Origin of the sequence: Cohnella sp. OV330 (genome assembly GCF_900112065.1) — a bacterium.
Taxonomy (GTDB): Bacteria; Bacillota; Bacilli; order Paenibacillales; family Paenibacillaceae; genus Cohnella.
Map to the genome: position 1 here is coordinate 574,043 of NZ_FOKE01000001.1, position 17,242 is coordinate 591,284.

13 protein-coding genes are annotated in these 17,242 nt (G+C 62.1%); 1 reads left to right on the forward strand and 12 read right to left on the reverse strand.

Annotated features, from left to right (window positions below):
* Positions 1 to 24: 24 nt before the first annotated feature.
* The 8 genes from BM235_RS02210 to pxpB form a co-directional block, all read right to left on the reverse strand.
* On the reverse strand, positions 25 to 1,734 hold the full coding sequence (locus BM235_RS02210) for an FAD-binding protein (RefSeq protein ID WP_090108895.1): 1,710 nt from the start codon (positions 1,732 to 1,734) through the stop codon (positions 25 to 27).
* A 36-nt stretch (positions 1,735 to 1,770) separates the two neighbouring features.
* Positions 1,771 to 2,532 (reverse strand): LamB/YcsF family protein, encoded by a 762-nt coding sequence (locus tag BM235_RS02215; RefSeq protein ID WP_090109570.1) that lies wholly within the window; start codon positions 2,530 to 2,532, stop codon positions 1,771 to 1,773.
* Between the two features lie 233 nt (positions 2,533 to 2,765).
* Positions 2,766 to 4,190, reverse strand: a complete 1,425-nt coding sequence (locus BM235_RS02220; protein WP_090108896.1) for a UbiD family decarboxylase — start codon at positions 4,188 to 4,190, stop codon at positions 2,766 to 2,768.
* A gap of 18 nt (positions 4,191 to 4,208) precedes the next feature.
* Entirely contained in the window at positions 4,209 to 5,279 is a 1,071-nt protein-coding gene (locus tag BM235_RS02225) for an ABC transporter substrate-binding protein (protein WP_255374020.1), read from the reverse strand.
* Between the two features lie 121 nt (positions 5,280 to 5,400).
* Positions 5,401 to 6,198 (reverse strand): ABC transporter permease, encoded by a 798-nt coding sequence (locus BM235_RS02230; RefSeq protein ID WP_090108897.1) that lies wholly within the window; start codon positions 6,196 to 6,198, stop codon positions 5,401 to 5,403.
* The gene (locus BM235_RS02235; protein ID WP_090108898.1) at positions 6,198 to 6,989 is read right to left on the reverse strand and encodes an ABC transporter ATP-binding protein; all 792 of its coding nucleotides are present in this window, start codon (positions 6,987 to 6,989) and stop codon (positions 6,198 to 6,200) included. The genes BM235_RS02230 and BM235_RS02235 overlap by 1 nt, the downstream gene beginning before the upstream one ends.
* Before the next feature lie 4 nt (positions 6,990 to 6,993).
* Complete coding sequence (locus tag BM235_RS02240; protein WP_090108899.1) at positions 6,994 to 8,022, reverse strand: 5-oxoprolinase subunit C family protein; 1,029 nt, start codon at positions 8,020 to 8,022, stop codon at positions 6,994 to 6,996.
* Positions 8,019 to 8,807 (reverse strand): 5-oxoprolinase subunit PxpB, encoded by a 789-nt coding sequence (gene pxpB / locus BM235_RS02245; protein WP_304441388.1) that lies wholly within the window; start codon positions 8,805 to 8,807, stop codon positions 8,019 to 8,021. The genes BM235_RS02240 and pxpB overlap by 4 nt, the downstream gene beginning before the upstream one ends.
* Positions 8,808 to 9,083: 276 nt before the next feature.
* Here pxpB and BM235_RS02250 point away from each other — a divergent pair, with 276 nt between their 5' ends.
* Positions 9,084 to 9,821 (forward strand): IclR family transcriptional regulator, encoded by a 738-nt coding sequence (locus tag BM235_RS02250; protein WP_090109574.1) that lies wholly within the window; start codon positions 9,084 to 9,086, stop codon positions 9,819 to 9,821.
* Positions 9,822 to 10,352: 531 nt separating this feature from the next.
* Here BM235_RS02250 and BM235_RS02255 read toward each other — a convergent pair.
* The 4 genes from BM235_RS02255 to BM235_RS02270 form a co-directional block, all read right to left on the reverse strand.
* Positions 10,353 to 12,833 (reverse strand): heavy metal translocating P-type ATPase, encoded by a 2,481-nt coding sequence (locus tag BM235_RS02255; protein ID WP_090108901.1) that lies wholly within the window; start codon positions 12,831 to 12,833, stop codon positions 10,353 to 10,355.
* Positions 12,834 to 12,904: 71 nt separating this feature from the next.
* On the reverse strand, positions 12,905 to 13,240 hold the full coding sequence (locus tag BM235_RS02260) for a metal-sensitive transcriptional regulator (protein ID WP_255374040.1): 336 nt from the start codon (positions 13,238 to 13,240) through the stop codon (positions 12,905 to 12,907).
* Between the two features lie 120 nt (positions 13,241 to 13,360).
* A complete protein-coding gene (locus BM235_RS02265; RefSeq protein WP_090108902.1) occupies positions 13,361 to 15,010 on the reverse strand; it encodes a sensor domain-containing protein in 1,650 nt (549 codons plus the stop codon).
* Positions 15,000 to 17,024 carry an EAL domain-containing protein gene (locus BM235_RS02270; protein ID WP_255374021.1) on the reverse strand — a complete coding sequence of 675 codons (2,025 nt, stop codon included), beginning with the start codon at positions 17,022 to 17,024 and terminating at the stop codon, positions 15,000 to 15,002. The genes BM235_RS02265 and BM235_RS02270 overlap by 11 nt, the downstream gene beginning before the upstream one ends.
* Positions 17,025 to 17,242: the final 218 nt, after the last annotated feature.

Here is a 17,242-nt window from a genome sequence, read left to right on the forward strand (position 1 = left end):
CTCCTTCCTCTTCGGACAATCGCATCAGACGCTCGCCGGGGGCTGCGCCTCCGTCAGCGTCCAGCCGCCGGATTCCCCATCGAGCGACAGGCTGTAGCTCTCCGCGACGGGCTGCGTCTCTTCATAATCGAGCCGTACGTGCGCGCCGCGCGATTCCTTCCGTTGCAAGGCGCCGATGACGATGGCCTCCGCGACCTTCAGCATATGGTCGGCTTCCAGCTTCTCGACCGGCGGCAGCGCGAGCTTGCCCGGTTGCGCCAGCGCGATCGCGTCCAGCTCGGGCCGGAGCGCCCGCACTTCTTCCAGCGCGGCCGACAGTCCTTCCTCCGTGCGCAGCGGTCCCGCGCCCTTCCACATGATCCGCTGCAGCCTGCGCTTGAACGCTTGCAGCGAGGCGCTGTCCCGCTCGACCTCGGCGGGATGCCAGAACGCCTCGAGCCGCCGCCGCTCCGCTTCGAGCGCCCGACCGACGACCGTTTCGGCGTCCGCGGCCCGGCCTTCGCGCGCACGAGCCGCCGTCTCCCCGGCGATCCGCCCGGTCACGAGCGCCTCGGTGATCGCGTTGCCCGACAGCCGGTTCGCGCCGTGCATGCCGTATATCAGCTCGCCCGAGGCCAACAGACCCGGCACTCGGGTGCGCATCTGCGCGTCCACCCGCACGCCGCCGAGCATAAAGTGCGCCATCGGCGCCACCTCGACCATGTCCCGCGTGAGATCGACGCCCTGATTGCGCAGGATGTCGATGACCGGACCGAACGCTTCCTTCAGCTTGTCCTCCGGCACCATGGTGAAGTCCAGGTACGCGCCGCCGTGCGGCGTGCCGCGTCCCGCCTCGACCTCGCGGAAGATCGCGAGCGTCGTCTGGTCGCGCGCCGCGGTGTACTTGCCGCCGACTTCGCCGTTGTACTTGTTCATGAATTCCTCGTGATTGCCGTTCAGCAGCCGCCCGCCCAGCTTGTAGCGGAACGGGTCCCACATAATCGGGTCGATGCCGACGAGCGGCGGGAACAGGTGGGCGATCGGGAAAAACTGCACCATTTCCATATCCCGCAGCTCAGCGCCCGCCTCCGCCGCCAGCACGTAGCCGTCGCCGGTCATGTTCGTCGAGGCGCTATTGCGCTCGTACACCTCGGTCAGCCCGCCGGTCGCCAGAATGACCGAGCCCGCCGAGATGCCGACGGGGCGCATGCCCTCCATCTCGAACCCGACGGCGCCGACCGCCTTGCCGTCCTCGACGACGATTTTCGTGATCATCACGTTTTTGAGCCGGCGGATCTTCTCGTCCTTCCAGATCGCCCGCTTCAAGCCGTTCGACGTCGCGCCGCCCGTATTCAAAATATCCACGTACACGCAGCGAGCCCGCGAGTGTCCGGGCGCGAACGCCTGCGAACGCTTGCCGTCCGGCGTCCGGGCCCATTTCACGCCGTAGTCTTCGGCCTCCAGGATGACCTCCGCGCCGCGATCGACGATCGCGCGCACGATCTCCGGGTCGGCCAGCCCGCGGCTGCCCTTCATCGTATCTTCGAAGTGGGTGTCCGCGTCGTCTTCCTCGGCTTCGCCGAGCGCCACCGCGACCGTCATCTGGGCGAGAATCGTAGCGCCGCCGCGGCCGATCAGGCTCTTGTCCGTCAGGATGACGTCGGCGCCTTCGTCCGCCGCGGCTCTGGCGGCCATCATGCCCGCCGCGCCCGAACCGACGATCAATACATCGGTTTGCAGTAGAATCGCATCCACGCGCGCCGCTCCTCTCTATCGTTCGTTTCGTTTATATTAGCCGCCGAACGCCCGCACTTCGATGCCGGATTCGGACAGCTTGCTTCTGATTCTGCTGGCGAACTCGACGGCGCGGACGCCGTCGCCGTGCACGCATATCGTATCCGCACGGATGTCGACGTCGACCTGCTGCTGGGTCAGCACCTTGCCCTCGGCGACCATTCGCACCACCTGCGCGAGCGAGCGGTCCTCGTCCGTGATGACCGAGTCGGGCAGCCTTCTGGACGTGAGCGAGCCGTCGGACTGGTAGGTCCGGTCGGAGAACACTTCGCTCGCCGTGCGTAGTCCGATGCGCTCGCCCGCCGCGATCAGCTCGCTGCCGGCCAAGCCGAACAGGATGAGCGACGGGTCGACCCGATAGACCGCTTCGGCGATCGCGTTCGCGAGCCCGGCATTGCGCGCTGCCATATTATAGAGGGAGCCATGCGCCTTCACGTGCTGCAGCCGCGCGCCCTCCGCCTGCACGAAGCCCCACAGCGCGCCTAGCTGGTAGACGACCAGGTCGTAAGCTTCCTCGGGACTGATGTCCATGTCCCTGCGGCCGAAGCCGATCAGGTCCTGCAGCCCCGGATGCGCGCCGAGCGCGACGCCGTTGTCCAGCGCGAGCCGGACCGTCCGGCGCATCGTCGCCGGGTCGCCGGCATGGAACCCGCAGGCGATGTTGGCCGACGTCACGTACTTCAAAATCTCTTCGTCCCGCCCCAGCTTGTAGGCGCCGAAGCTCTCTCCCAGATCGCAATTCAAATCCACCGTTTTCATCGCAGGCGTTCCTTCCTTTCGCTGCGTCCCGGCAGTCGGCGCTTCGCGCATGCCGGACCTCCCGGGACGGATATGAATGCCGCCCGTCCGCGGCCCCTCGTCCGCGCGCGAGACCGATCTGTCGCGCGCAGACGAAGAGCCGCCGTACGGCGGCCGCGCCCCAAGACTGCGAGAGCCGGAGCGCGGCACCGACGGCGCTGCTTCAAATTGCTTTATACTGCTTCAGGCTATGATTAGAGCCACTTGCCCAGCCCGTCCGTACCCGGCTCGGACAGCGCGTCCAGGTCGGCCAGCTCGATATGTTCGCGCGGCACGACGGCGCGCTTCGGGAATACGATCGGCGGCGCCGGCTTCGTCGCGTCGACGATCGCGGCTGCGGACATGCGCGGCATGTTCTTGCCTTCCTTGCTGTATTCCCAGTTGGTCGGCAGCAAGCCGCCCGGTCCGTTCCACTTGGGAATGACCAGCAGATCCCGCTCCGCGTCGAAGCGGGTGCCGATCGCCCACGCCACTTCCTCGCCGTTGAAGACGTCGATGTCGTCGTCCACGACGACGATGTGCCGCAGATTTTCCTGCTCGGTGTTCAACGCGGCGAACGCCGCCTTTTTCACGTCGGCCTCCCGCTCCTTGTGGAGCGAGATGTAGCAGTGCATCCGGGCGTAAAACGGCACGTGCACGGTTTTCAGGCTCGGCACGACCTCCTTGACGGTCTGGTAGATGCTGCCCGAACGCGGCACGCCGCCGACGACCAGATGCTCCCGGCTCGACGCGACGATATCCTGGAAGATCGCGTCATTGCGGTGCGTGATCCGCTTGATGCGGATCGTCGGCACCGAGCCGCCGCCGAGATAGTGACCCGGCCACTCGCCGAACGGTCCTTCCGGATGGTCCTCGTCCGGCAAAATCTCGCCTTCGAGGATGATCTCCGCATGCGCGGGGACGAGCAGGTCGGACGTCTCAGCCTGGACGAGCTCCAGCGCCTCGCCCATCAGCGCGCCGGCCGCCTCGTACTCGCCGCCGATGCCCTGCACCCGCGACACCGAGCCCATGACGAAGCCCGGATGATGGCCGAGCGCGATCGCGATCGGCGCGGGCTTGCCCATCTTCTTGTACTTCTTGTAGATCAGGCCGCCGTGATGCGCGCCGAGGAACCAGACGCCCATGTCGGTCGCGTTAAAAATCTGATGCCGGTAGATACCCGCATTGATCAGGCCGGATTCGGGATCGCGGATGATCATCACGCCGGCCGACAGATACGGACCGCCGTCCATCTCGTTGTGAACGGGAATCGGCAGCTTGCCCAGGTCGACGTCCTGCTCCGCGATGACGTTCTCCTTGACCTTCGCCTGCGAGCGCTCGACGACGACCGGCTCGATCGGCTTTTGCAGCTTCTCCCCGTACACCCGGGGAATGTCCTGCACCTCGCAGCCCAAGTACAGGGCGATGCGCTCGTATTCCGTGAGCAGGTTGGAGACGCAGGCAAAGTCCGCGCCTTTTACCCGGTTAAAGAGAAGCGCCGGATACTCGCCCTTCTCCGCGAGCGCCGCGGCATAGCCGGTGATCCCGAAGCGGGGATCGACCTCCTTGTCCACGAGCCGCACGCTGCGCTTGTCGAATTCCGCCAGTTGGCGGAGGTACGTCCTCAGATCCTGGGCCATGCTGCCATCTCCTGTTCGTTAGGGAAGTAAAGACAGATCCACTGCGTCGGCGAACGGAATTTCCTTTTTCAAAATGCCTTGGTCAAGCTGCGTCTTCTGGACGTATTCCGCGCCGCCTTCGGTCACCTTCAGCCCTTCCGGCACCTTGGTCAGCTGGGTGGCGACGGCTTTCTTCAGCACGTCGGCCGGCACCTTGTCGAACAGCTTCTGAACGGCCGCGACCGCGCTGTCCGGATCTTGCTGCGCACGCGCGTTGACTTCGGTCGTTACCTGCAGGAATTGCTTCATCAGATCCTGGTTCTTGGCGACCCAGTCCGTCTTCGCCATGATGACGATGCCCGCGAACTCGAACGGCGGATCGTACAGCACGCGGTAGTTGCCCGTCGCGACCATTTGCGACAGCGTCGGCTCCGACACCATGCCGCCGGCCGCTTGGCCGCTCTCGATCGCGGCCAGCATCGTGGCGCCGCTGCCGCCGTTGATGAGCTTTACGTCCTTTTCCGGATCGAGTCCGGCTTCCTTCAAGCCTTCGCGCAGCCCCGTATCCGACAGGCTGCCGACCTTCGTCACGGCCAGCGTCTTGCCCTTGAGCTCGGCCAGAGACTGGTACGCAGCGTCTTTCTTCACGACGAGCGAATAGCCGACGCCGTTGAAGATCTCGGCATACGCCTTGACGCCGAGTCCGTTCTGGATCTGGCGCAGCACGTGCTCGTAGGAACCGAGCACGACGTCGAGACTGCCGCCGACGAGCGCCTGCACCATGTCGGAGCCGGCGGTGAAGTCCTTCTCGTCGATCTCGATGCCGGCCTTTTCGTACGAGCCGTCGTTGATCCCGACCTGGGCGACGAGCGGCGTCATGCCGCCGCCGACGAGGCCGAGGCGGATCTTGCCTCCTGCCGGCGTCGCGGGTGACGCTTCGCCGCTGCCCGAGGCGGACGGCGAAGCCGAAGCCGTAGCGCCGGCATCGGAGCTTGCGCTCGAGCTGGCGCTTGCGCTGGAGTTAGAATTGGAGTTGGAATTGCCGCACGCGGACAAGACGACCAGCATAATCGACAGCAGCAGCAGCGCGAATGATTTTTTCTTTTTCACGGAATAGCCCTCCTCTGGAATATCGAGCTTGTGCCCGGATATATATCAAGCCGCTCCGTTTGTCGGGTCCAGCGTAATGTAGATTCTCGATCGTGCGAGATTCCGCAGCGTCGAACGCCGCTTAGCGATGCCGGAGCAGGACGCGCTCCAGCAGCAGCACGCACTGCTCGAGGACGACCGCGATCAGCATGATCAGTACGAGTCCGGTAAAAATGCCCGTCGTATCCAGCATGTTCGAGGAGTACGTGATGTAGTAGCCGAGTCCCCGGTTGGAGCCGACCAGCTCCGCGATGACCGAGCCGATGAGCGCCATGCCGATATTGAGCCGGATGCTGGTCAGGATCCAGACGGTAATCGACGGAAGCACGACCCAGCGCAGCTTGTGCGACCATTTCGCCTTGTAGGTGCTCATCATATCCATGAGGTCTTTGTCGATGTTGCGCATGCCTTCGAACGCGTTGTAGAACGCCACGAAGATGACCATTGCCGTGACCATCAGGATCTTGGAGGAGAGCCCGATGCCGAACCATACGATGAACAGCGGCGCCAGCGATACGCGGGGCAGGCTGTAGAGCGCCATCATGTACGGATAGATCCATCGCTCGAAAATGCCGCTGAACGCGAGCCCGATGCCAAGCAGCGTGCCGCCGACCATCCCGATCGCGAGCCCCGCGATCGCCTCCTGCAGCGTCGCGCTCATGTGGTACCACAGATCCCCATCCCCGAGCATCTCGACGATGCGGCCAGCGATGAGGGAAGGCTTGCTCAACCAAAAGGCGTTGAACGCGCGGCCGGACAGCAGCTCCCATGCGCCGATCAGCAGCACGAACACGACGATGCGGCCGGCCCATACGGACGTCTTGGAATACTCGCGTTCGCGAAAGCCCGAGCGGGTCGCGCTTTTCGATGTTGCAGCCATCAGCCGATCCCTCCCGTGCCGCCGCCGGACATTTGCGTCCAGATTTCTCTCTGCAATTCTTTGAAGACCGGATCGAACCGGATGTCGTAAAAAGGCCGGGGCCGCGCGAGCCGGATATCGAACTCTGCCTTGATCCTGCCGGGGCGGTCCGTCATGACGATGACCCGGTCCGACAGCGCGATCGCTTCTTCGATGTCGTGCGTGATGAACAATACGCTTTTGCCGACCGACTCCCAGATGTGCAGGAATTGCTCGCCGATCTTGACGCGGGTCTGGGCGTCCAGCGGGCCGAACGGTTCGTCCATCAGATAGATATCCGGGTCGTAGGCGAAGGTGCGCGCGAGCGCGACCCGCTTGCGCATGCCGCCGGACAGCTGCTTCGGATAGAAGTTCGCGAAGCCTTCGAGCCCGACCATTTTCAGCAGCCTTGTGGCTTCCGCGACCTGCTCCTTGTCGGGCAGCCCCTTGATCGCCAGCGGCAGCCGGACATTGTGTAGCACCGTCTTCCAGGGGAGCAGCGCGTCGTTCTGAAACACCATGCCGACCCCGTCGGGTACGTCGTCGATCGGCCGGCCGTCGATATAGGCGGCTCCCGCCGCCGGCTGCAGTAGACCTGCCGCGACCTTCAGCAGCGTCGATTTCCCGCAGCCGCTCGGGCCGACGACGGAGACGAACTCGCCGTCCTTCACGTCCAGATTGACGCCGTGGAGCGCCACGGTCCGCTGTCCTTTCGAGTGATACTCCACCGCCAAATCCCGTATCGAGAGCTTCGGCTCCTTGTCGTTTGCCATCGGCTTACACCCTCCCGTTCCCGCTGGCCTGCATGCGTTCCAACCCGCTGCGCAGCGTTCGAATTCCGTTTTCCCGCGTTAAATACAGTCGCTGCGCCTCGCGCAAGGAGACGGTCCTGAACCGGACCGTGCCGCCCAGATTGGTCTGGGCCAGCAGCGGCCAGTCCACGGATGCGACCTGCGCGATCTTGGGATAGCCGCCCGTCGTCTGCCGGTCCGCCATGAGCACGATCGGCTGACCGTCGGGCGGCACCTGCACCGTCCCGAACGTCACCGCCGAGGAGATGAGCTCCCGTTTCTCTCTTAGCCGCAGGCCTTCTCCGTCTCTGGACAGCCGGTAGCCCATCCGGTCGGAATCGGTCCGCACTTTAAACGCTTCGGCGAAAAACCGCTCCGCGCTCTCCTCTTCGAACAGCGCCAGCTCCTGTCCCGCGACCGCCCGCACCTCCGGATTCGCCTCATAGGACGGCAGCAGGTCCGGCGCGACCGACCAGCGGCTGAACGCGACGCCGTCCGCCTGCGCTTCGTCCGCGAGCAGCGACGCCAGCGCCAGGCTGGCCGTCGCGGGCGCTCCGACCGGGAGCCGGTCGCCCTTGTGCAGCGCCCGTCCTTCCCAGCCGCCGATGCCCGCCCGAAGATAGGTGGAGCGGCTGTTCATTTTCACCGGCGCGTCCACGCCGCCCGCGACCGCGAGGTAAGCGCGGCATCCCTGCCGCGTCGGGCCGAACCGAAGGACGCTTCCTTCCGGCGCGACGACCGTTTTCCAAAGGGGCAATTCCCGGTCGTTCAGGCGAGGCGACAGGTCGCCGCCGCAGACGGAGATGAGCGCGGGCTCCGCAAAGTAGATCTCCGGCCCGAGCATCGTCATCTCGAGCCCCGCCGCGCTCTCGTCGTTGCCGACCAGCAGGTTAGCGATCCGCAGCGCGAAAGCGTCCATTGCGCCGCCGACGATGACGCCGAACTGCTGCGCGCCGTACCGGCCGAGATCCTGGACCGTCGTCAGCAGCCCGGGCTTTACGATAATCATGCTCATCGCAGCGCCGCCTCCCGACTGTCGAATTCTTCCCGGGAGATGGGCCGGAAGCGGACGATGTCCCCCGCCCGCAGGAGCGTCGGCGGCATGGCGTCCGGCAGGAACAGCGGCTCCGGCGTCTTGCCGATGAGCTGCCAGCCCCCCGGCGTCGCGATCGGATATACGCCCGTCTGATCCCCCGCGATGCCGACGGTGCCCGCAGGGATCGAGATCCGCGGCGTCTGCCTGCGCGGCGTGGCGATGCGTTGCGGCAGCCCGCCGAGGTAGGCGAAGCCCGGCGCGAAGCCGAGCATGTACACGAGATAGTCGGCGGAGGCGTGAATCTCGATAACCTCTTGCTCCGACAATCCGTGCGCCGCCGCAACCTCCGGCAGATCGGGGCCCAGCTCGCCGCCGTAGCAGACCGGAATCTCCGTCACTCTCGGCATGCTTTTCGCCGCGTCCTCCAGCTTCGCCAGCTGATCGCCAAGCCATCCGGCGACAAGGGCGAGAGGATCGGCCAGCTCGGACGATTCGGTATGGCCCCCAAGTCCGCCAAGTCCCGCCAGCACCTCAAAAGGATCGAAGTATACCGTTACGGACAGGAAGGCGGGCACGTATTCGATCATGCCGGGGAAACGATGCCGCTCCAGATGCTCCGCCAGCTGCCTCACCCGGTCGTGCGTCTGACGGCAGATCGTCTCTCCGAGCTGCACCGTGACCGCCGAGTCGCCGAGCGGCAGCAATTTGGCCTCGACTGCGCCATATTTTTCGTAGTTGTCTGCCAACCCTTCCAATTTCATCATCACCTTGTATAATGAATCCTATGTTATGTGAATCCCGAATTTCGGGATTATAATCCCAAATTTCAAATCTATATAATACGATCATTATAGTAGGTAATGAGAAAATAGCAAGTAGCAATTCCGATCTTGGCGTCGGACGACAACAATCGCATATCCAAGCGCTGGCCGTTCAGGGTATACTTACCGAAGAAAACAGGCAGGACGGGCGCGAATCGGAGCGGTATTCAGGAGGAAGTCGTGGAAAACAAGAGCAAAAACAAGACGGTTATCAAATCTATGGATCTATTGAATTTGTTTTTGAATCATACCAAACTCAGCATGAACGACATCATTCGGCTGTCGGGCGTCCCTAAGTCCTCCGCTCACCGCATGATCGGCTCGCTCGCGGACATGGGTTTCCTGACCAAGGATCAGGACGGCCTGTATTCGCTCGGCCTGCTGTTCCTCCAATTCGGCAATCTGGTCGCCGAGCGGCTCGATATCCGCCATGTCGCCGCTCCCGACATGCTGCGGCTTCGGGACGGCATCGACGAAGCCGTTCATCTGGCGGTACGCGACGGCCATTTCTCCATGTACGTCGAAAAGCTCGATACCGACCACCCCGTGCGGCTGTTCACCAAGATCGGCAGAAAGGCGCCGCTCTACGCCGGCGCCTCTTCGCGTATTTTGCTGGCCTTCATGCCCGATGCGGAGCGCGAAAGTTACCTGGGCGAGGTCAAGCTCGAGAAAATCGGGGACGGGACGATCGTCAGCATGGACAAGTTGCGGGAGACGCTGGCCTTGACCCGACAAACGGGGTACAGCTTCAGCCGCTCGGAGCTGGAAAACTACACGGCGGAGCTTTGCGCGCCTATCTTCGATCACGCCGGGCGCATGGCGGCCGGCCTCAGTATCGCCGGCCCGGAGGTCCGCTTCGGCGAAGACCGCCTGCCCGAGCTGATCCGCACCGTCAAACAGACGGCTCACGACATCTCCCGGAAGCTCGGCTACGCGGGACCGCCTATTTCGCTGTAGCGCTGCTGCTGGTCGCAAAAAGGCGCATCGCCTCTCCAAGTGCAGGCGATGGCCGCGCTCTGGATCTGCTGAGATATGTCTGGAGTTGTTTCAGCAGACATACGCCCCTTACCCGCGGCCCGTAGCTGCTCAAGTGATACTCCAGAATAGCGCAAAATTGCGCTATTCTCGCGCCCAAGCCCCCATCCGCTCACCTGCCACTCACGTAATACTCAAAAATAGCGCAAAATTGAGCTATTTTCGTACCTGCGCCCCCTCCCCGCTCCCTGCCGCTTACGCGATACTCCAAAATAGCGCAATAATGAGCTATTCTGTACCCGCACTCCCAGCCTCTCACCCGCCGCTCACGTGATTCTCCAGAGTAGCGCAAATTTGCGCTATTCTCGTACCCGAGCCCCCAGCCAGCTCCCCACCGCTCACCTAAGCCTAAGTCGGAGCCGAATAAAGCAAAAGAGCTGCCCCGTCATCGCCTGACTTTCGGGACAGCTCCTTGCTCATTTTCACTACTTAATAAACCGGCTTCACCGCCATTCACGGCCGAAGCTTCGCCCGCTGCAGCCGCAGCGCGTTCAGCACGACGGACACCGAGCTGAGCGCCATCGCCGCACCGGCGACCCAGGGCGCGAGCAGGCCGATCGCCGCGACCGGGATTCCGATCGTATTATAGCCGAGCGCCCAGAACAGATTTTGCCGGATATTGCGCATCGTGAGCCGGCTCATCTCGATCGCGTCCGGGATGCTCGACAGGTCGCCGCGCATGAGCGTCACGTCGGCTGCTTCCATCGCGACGTCCGTCCCCGTGCCCACCGCCATGCCGACGTCGGCGATCGCGAGCGCCGGCGCGTCGTTGATGCCGTCGCCGACCATCGCGACCTTCCGGCCCGCCGCCTGCAGCTTTTTCACCTCTGCCGCCTTGCCCTCCGGCAGCACTTCGGCCAGCACGCGGGGGATGCCCGCTTGGGCTGCGATCGCCGCCGCCGTGCGGGCGTTGTCGCCCGTGATCATGACGACTTCGATGCCCATGGCCCGGAGACGGGCGACGGCCGCCGCGGAAGTATCCTTCACCGTATCCGCCACCGCGATCGTTCCCGCGTATCGGCCGTCGATCGCCGCAAGCATCGCGGTCTTGCCCGCTTCTTCAAGTCGCGTCATCGCCTCCGATGACGCCGCGCCGATCGTCACGCCCTCCCGCTCCAACAGCCGTCGCGTGCCGACCAGTACCCGCTTGCCTTCTACGACCGCGAGCACGCCATAGCCCGGCAGCGCCTCGAAGGACGAAGCTTCCGGGATGGCGATTCCCCGCTCCCGAACGCCGATTACGATCGCTTCCGCAAGCGGATGCTCGGAATTCTTCTCCGCCGCGCCGACAAAGCGCAGCAGATGAGCGGCTTTATCCTCTTCGCTCAGGGACGATTGAACGCCCGCAGCTCCCTCCGCGACCAGCACGTCCGTCAATTCCGGCTTGCCCTTCGTGACGGTGCCTGTCTTATCGAGCACGACCGTGTCGATGCCCTGCGTCGTCTCCAGATGCTCGCCGCCCTTGAACAGGATGCCGAATTCGGCCGCGCGGCCGGAGCCGGCCATGATCGAAGTCGGCGTCGCCAATCCGAGCGCGCAAGGACAGGCGATGACGAGGATCGCGATCGCCTTTTCCAGCGCCCCGGCGAAGTCCCAAGGCTGCACGAAGAAGTACCAGACGAGGAAAGCCGCGACCGCGATGCCGACCACGATCGGCACGAATATGCCGGAGATCACGTCCGCCACCCGTTGGATCGGCGCCTTCGAGCCTTGCGCTTCCTCGACGATCTTGACGATCTGCGCGAGCGCCGAGTCTTTGCCGACCTTGGTCGCGCGGATGCGCAGCCGCCCGTTCTTGTTGATCGTCGCGCCGATGACCGCGTCGCCGGCCTTCTTGCCGACCGGCAAGCTCTCCCCCGTCAGCATCGATTCGTCGACGGACGATTCGCCTTCGAGCACTTCGCCGTCGACCGGCACCTTCTCGCCCGGCCGCACGAGGACGATGTCCCCGCGCACGACTTCTTCTACCGGAATCGAGCGCTCCGCGCCGTCCCTTACGACCAGGGCCGTTTTGGCCTGCAAGCCCATCAGCGACTTGATCGCCTCGGACGTACGGCCTTTGGCCAACCGCTCGAACCATTTGCCGAGCAGCACCAGCGTGATCAGAATCGAGCTCGTCTCGAAGTAAAGCGACGGCGCGTGGTGAACGCCCATCCCCGAAGACGCCCAGTCGATCGTCAGGTACAGGCTGTAGAAGTAAGCGGCCGACGTGCCGAGCGAGACGAGGACGTCCATGTTCGCGCTGCCGTTCCGCAGCGCTTTGTATGCGCCGACGTAGAAGCCGCGGCCGATATAGAACTGAACCGGCGTAGCCAAGATCAGCTGAAACCAAGGATTCATGAACAGCTCCGGCACGTAGATCCAAGAGGTAAACGAAAAATGGCCGACCATGCTCCAGAGCAGCGGCAAAGACAACGCGGCGGAGATCAGCAGCTTGCGCAGTTGGCGGCTTCGTTCGACAGCCCGGCGATCCACGCCTGCGGCATCCCCCTCGTCCTTCTTCAGCGTCGCCTTGTAGCCGAGCTGCTCGACCTTCCTTTGCATATCGGCTGCCGATACCGCTCCCGGCACGTATTCGACCCGCGCGGTCTCCAGCGCGAGATTGACGGAAGCGGCGCTGACGCCGGGCAGCTTGCCGATTCCCTTTTCGATGCGGGCGGCGCAGGCCGCGCAGGTCATGCCCTCGATGACGAAGTCCGCCGTCTCCTTTACGGTATCGTAGCCCAGCTTGCGGATCGTTTCCTCCATCGCGTCGACGCCGACGCGCGACGGGTCGTAGCTGACACTCGCCTTCTCCAGCGCAAAGTTAACATTAGCGGTGTCGACCCCTTCGAGCTTGCCGAGGCCTTTTTCGATGCGGTTCGCGCAAGCCGCGCAGGTCATGCCCGTGATCGCCAACGTCGCCTGCTCCGTACCTTGCTGTTTTGAATTCATTTTACGATACCCCCCAACCCTATAATAAAAGCCATAAGAAAACGGCGATATCGCCGCAGGTAGTCGTTGAATTACTTAATCAGCTTGTTCATCGTCGTCATCAGCTCGGCCAGGACATCCGTGTCGCCTTCCTGTATCCGCTCGACGACGCAGCTCTTGAGATGATGCTCGAGCAGCAGCTTGCCGACCCCGTTCAGCGCGGATTGGACGGAAGCGATCTGGTTAAGCACGTCGTCGCAGTAAGTATCCCGCTCGATCAGGCCTTTAATCCCGCGAACCTGTCCTTCGATACGGTTCAGTCTGCTGATGAGGCTGCTTTTTACTTTGTCGGAATGGTGGCTTTTGCGCTCTGCGCCGTCGTGATGGCAAGACTCCGCGTCGTCGCTGCCTACGACCGGCACATGCAGTTCGGTATTATCGCTCAAGATCGCGGCCCCCTTTTGTTGACCTTATTATACTCCCCCACCCTATATAATGCAAGTGTTTGGACTGAACGCGGACTCCCGAGGCAACGACTACGGCAACGACTACATGCAGTATCGGTTCCGACCCATTTTTTTAGAACGATACAAAGCCGCATCCGCTTCCTTGATCAATGCTTCGACCGTGTGTCCCGCCCAGGGGAATACCGAGATGCCCATGCTGGTCGTCGCGAAGAACCGATTGGCGCCGAATGCCCACGGCTCTTGCAGCGTTTTCATCAATGTCGACGCCATTCGCTCGGCTTCCGCCTCGTCTTCGATCTCGGTCAGCACGATGGCGAACTCGTCGCCGCCGATACGGGCCGCCAGATCCTTATCGCGCACGCAGCGCTTTAATCGCTCGGCCAATCCTTTAAGCAGCGAGTCGCCGGTATCATGCCCCATCGTATCGTTGACGTGCTTGAAGTGATCGCAGTCCAGGTAAATGAGCGCCATCTTTCTCCGGTTCCGCTTCGCGTCCGAGAGCGCCCGCTGCAAATGTTCGGAGAAAAACCGCCTGTTCGGAAGGCCCGTCAACGTATCGTGATAAGCCATTTCGGTGAGCTGGAACTCCAATTTCTTTCGCTCCGTGATGTCTCTTGCCACCGCGAGAAAATGGATGATCCTTCCTTGACCGTCGAGGACCGGCGTCACCTTCGCCTCGAGCCACAGCCATCCCGCCGTCCGATGCTCGAAGCGGCACTCGAGCGCCCGCGTCTCCTTCGTCCGCCTCATATCGGAGATGAGCTGCCGGATCCGCAGCCGGTCTTCCGAATGAACGAACGTCAGCACCGATTTGTCTTCAAAGTGCTCCGGCGGATAGCCGAGCACGGTCCGAATGGACGGCGACGCGTACTTGGCGATGCCGTCGACGTCCCAGATGCCGACGACGTCATGCATGTTTTCCGCGATGATCCGATACTTCTCCTCGCTCCGCTGAAGCGCTTCTTCGGCTTTTTTCCTGGCCGTGACATTGTGGAATATCATCTGGGCCGAAGGCTCGCCGCCGTAGGAAATGCCGATGCCCATCACTTCCACGAATACGATCGATCCGTCGGGCCGAACGATTCGCTGCTCGAGAAGCGCTTCCGTGCTTCCTTCGGATTTGTAGAGTCTTTGCATTCGTTCGAATGAAGCCTCCCGGTCGTCGGGATGGACATAGTCGAGCACGGAGCGTCCGATCAGCTCCTCCGGCCCGTTCAAGCCAAGCAGCGCGATCCCTGCCCGGTTCACGTAACGAAGCTTGCCTTCCGTATGAACGACGATCGGTTCCGGCGACTTTTCCACCAACAGCCGGTAGCGTTCCTCGCTTTCTTTCAGTTCTTGCTCGACCCGCTTTCGATCCGAGATATCTCTCAGCATGGTCATCGTGGCCGGCTGCCCTTCGTACGGAATAAACATGGCCCCGATCTCCACGTCGATGACATGGCCGTCCGGACGGACGATTTTCATCTCCCTGAAAGGCAGCTCTCTCCCGATCTCCGGCGTGAATGCCTTCAGTCTGACAACGTCGTGATAATCGGAATGCAAGTAATCGAAAATCGTACGGCCGACAGGACTCTCGCCGCCGGTATAATGGAGCGACGCCGGATTCGCGTACAGGATGATGCCTTCCCGCTGAACGATGATCCCCTCGGGCGACGACTCCACCAACCTGCGATAACGTTCCTCCAGCTCCCGCAGCGCTTGTGCAAGCTTGTCGTTTTCAGGATTCATCCCGGCTTCCCCCTTGTTTTCTCGGCGTGATATCGCGCCCGACGCTGATGACGCGTTCGACCTGCCCGTCCCCGCCGAGCACCGGCGTGCAGCCGGTTTCGACCCACAGCCATCTCCCGTCCCCGTGCCTGAGTCTGAACTCGCCATGGCTCGGCTTTTTTTGCTTCATCATGTCGTCGAAAAACGCGATCGCATGCTGGCGATCCTCGGGGTGGATCAGATCGGACAGCGTATTCCCTTCGAGCTTGTCCAGCGAGATTCCCAGAAAAAGCGCGTGCGAGGGGGAAACGAATTGCATACGGCCGGCGGCATCGAGCACGGAAATTAAATCCGTCGAATTTTCGGCGATCAGCCGGTAGCTCGCATACACCTGCCGAAGCGCATCTTCCGCTCTCTTTCTCTCGGTAATGTCGATCGCCGAGCCGATCACCTCCACGACTTTGCCGCCACGTCGCATGGGCCTTAAGGAGGATAGGAACCAGATGCCGCCGATATCTGCCTCGTACGATACATGTTCTTCCCCGAGCCAAGCTCTCCGGTAGTATCCCTCGATTCGGTCCGCAACGTCAGGGGGAAGAAATTCGCGAAGCGTCTTGCCCACGATAAATTCGGGCGAAAAGCCCATACGGAAGACGAGTTCCCCTTCGCAAAGCGTATGAACGAATTGTTCTTTTTCCTTTTTGAATTTCATCGTCACGCCTTGCTGTTTGCGGAGCGTCGTCTCGAGATTTCTTCGGGTCGCGCGCGCCTGCTCCCGCATCAACATCTGGTCCGTCAGCCCCGCCTTGATGCCCAGGCTAGCAACGACGCCGTTGATGTGCTGGAAATTCTGCATTAACGCTTCGGCAGGGACCGGTCTGCTGAATAGGTAGCCCTGCGCTTCGTCGCATAGATTTTGCTGCAGAAAAATCAGATGCTCGGGCTTCTCTACGCCTTCGGCGATGACATTCAAATTCAGATGATGCGCCATCGCGATGATCGTCTTGATGATCATCGCGTCGTTATCGTCCTCCGTGCAATCCCGGACAAAGGATTGGTCGATCTTTAAAGTATCGATCGGGAATCGCTTCAGATAGTAAAGCGAACTATACCCGATGCCGAAGTCGTCTACGCTGATCTTCACGCCAAGCCGCTTAAGCTCCTTCAGCGTCGCGATCGAACGCTCCACGTCCATCGTCATGCCTTCGGTAATCTCCAGCTCCAGATAACGCGGCTCCAACCCCGTATCCGCCAAGGCGCGCCCAACCATATCGACGACGTTCTCCTGTTCGAATTGACGCGGCGATAAATTGACCGCGATCGTGAGCGGTCCGGCGCCTTGATCCTGCCACGCCTTGTTCTGGGCGCATGCCGTTCGAAGCACCCATTCGCCGATCGGCAGGATAAGCTTCGACGCTTCGGCGGCCGGAATAAAATCGCATGGAGCTACGATGCCGCGTTCGGGATGGTGCCAACGAAGAAGCGCCTCGGTTCCCACGATGCGCCCCGTTCGGATATCGAGATGCGGCTGATAATACACGCGAAGCTGATCCAGGTCGATAGCCCGGCTCAACGCCTCGACGAGCGGAGCTCCGGCCAAAGCGGCCGCCCGCCCCGCAGCGGATTCGGCGGCGTCCATCCCCGCTGCCGAATCGCGCACCAACGGCGTCGCGAGGCCGTAAATGCCGACTAGCGCACGGTCGGCATAAACCGGCACGAACGTGATAGACATCGCCGTTTCCCCGCCGTCTTTGCCGATGCAGGCCGCTTCGACAGGCTGCGCGCGGCCCGCTTTCGCTTTGAGCATGCACCGCGTTCCCCGAAGCAGATCCCTTTTCGCAACCATCCGGTTTAAATGGAACTCGTTCGATTCTTTCGGAGGACGGCCGAATAAAGCATGGAAAGCTTCGTTGCCCCCCAGCAGGATGCCGTTGACGTCGACCCACCATGCGGGTTCGGAATGATGCTCGAACATCATCTTTGCGCTCTGCACGAATTGCTTGACTTGAGGCGTCTCCGCCCGCTCCTGAACCATGCCGTCACATCCATTTTTCGAGTCCGTCCCGGTCCGCCGGACCTGCCGCTTCAAGACGAGATCCATCAGAAGCGATGCACACGGCTTGGGCAAGCAAAGCCGCCCGGCTCTGGTCCGGACGGCCTATCTATTCCATTCATTAAAATGTATTAAAATCTTTATTTTCCCATTTCACTACAAATGAAAGCGTATGACATTTTAAAACTAGGAAAAAAAGT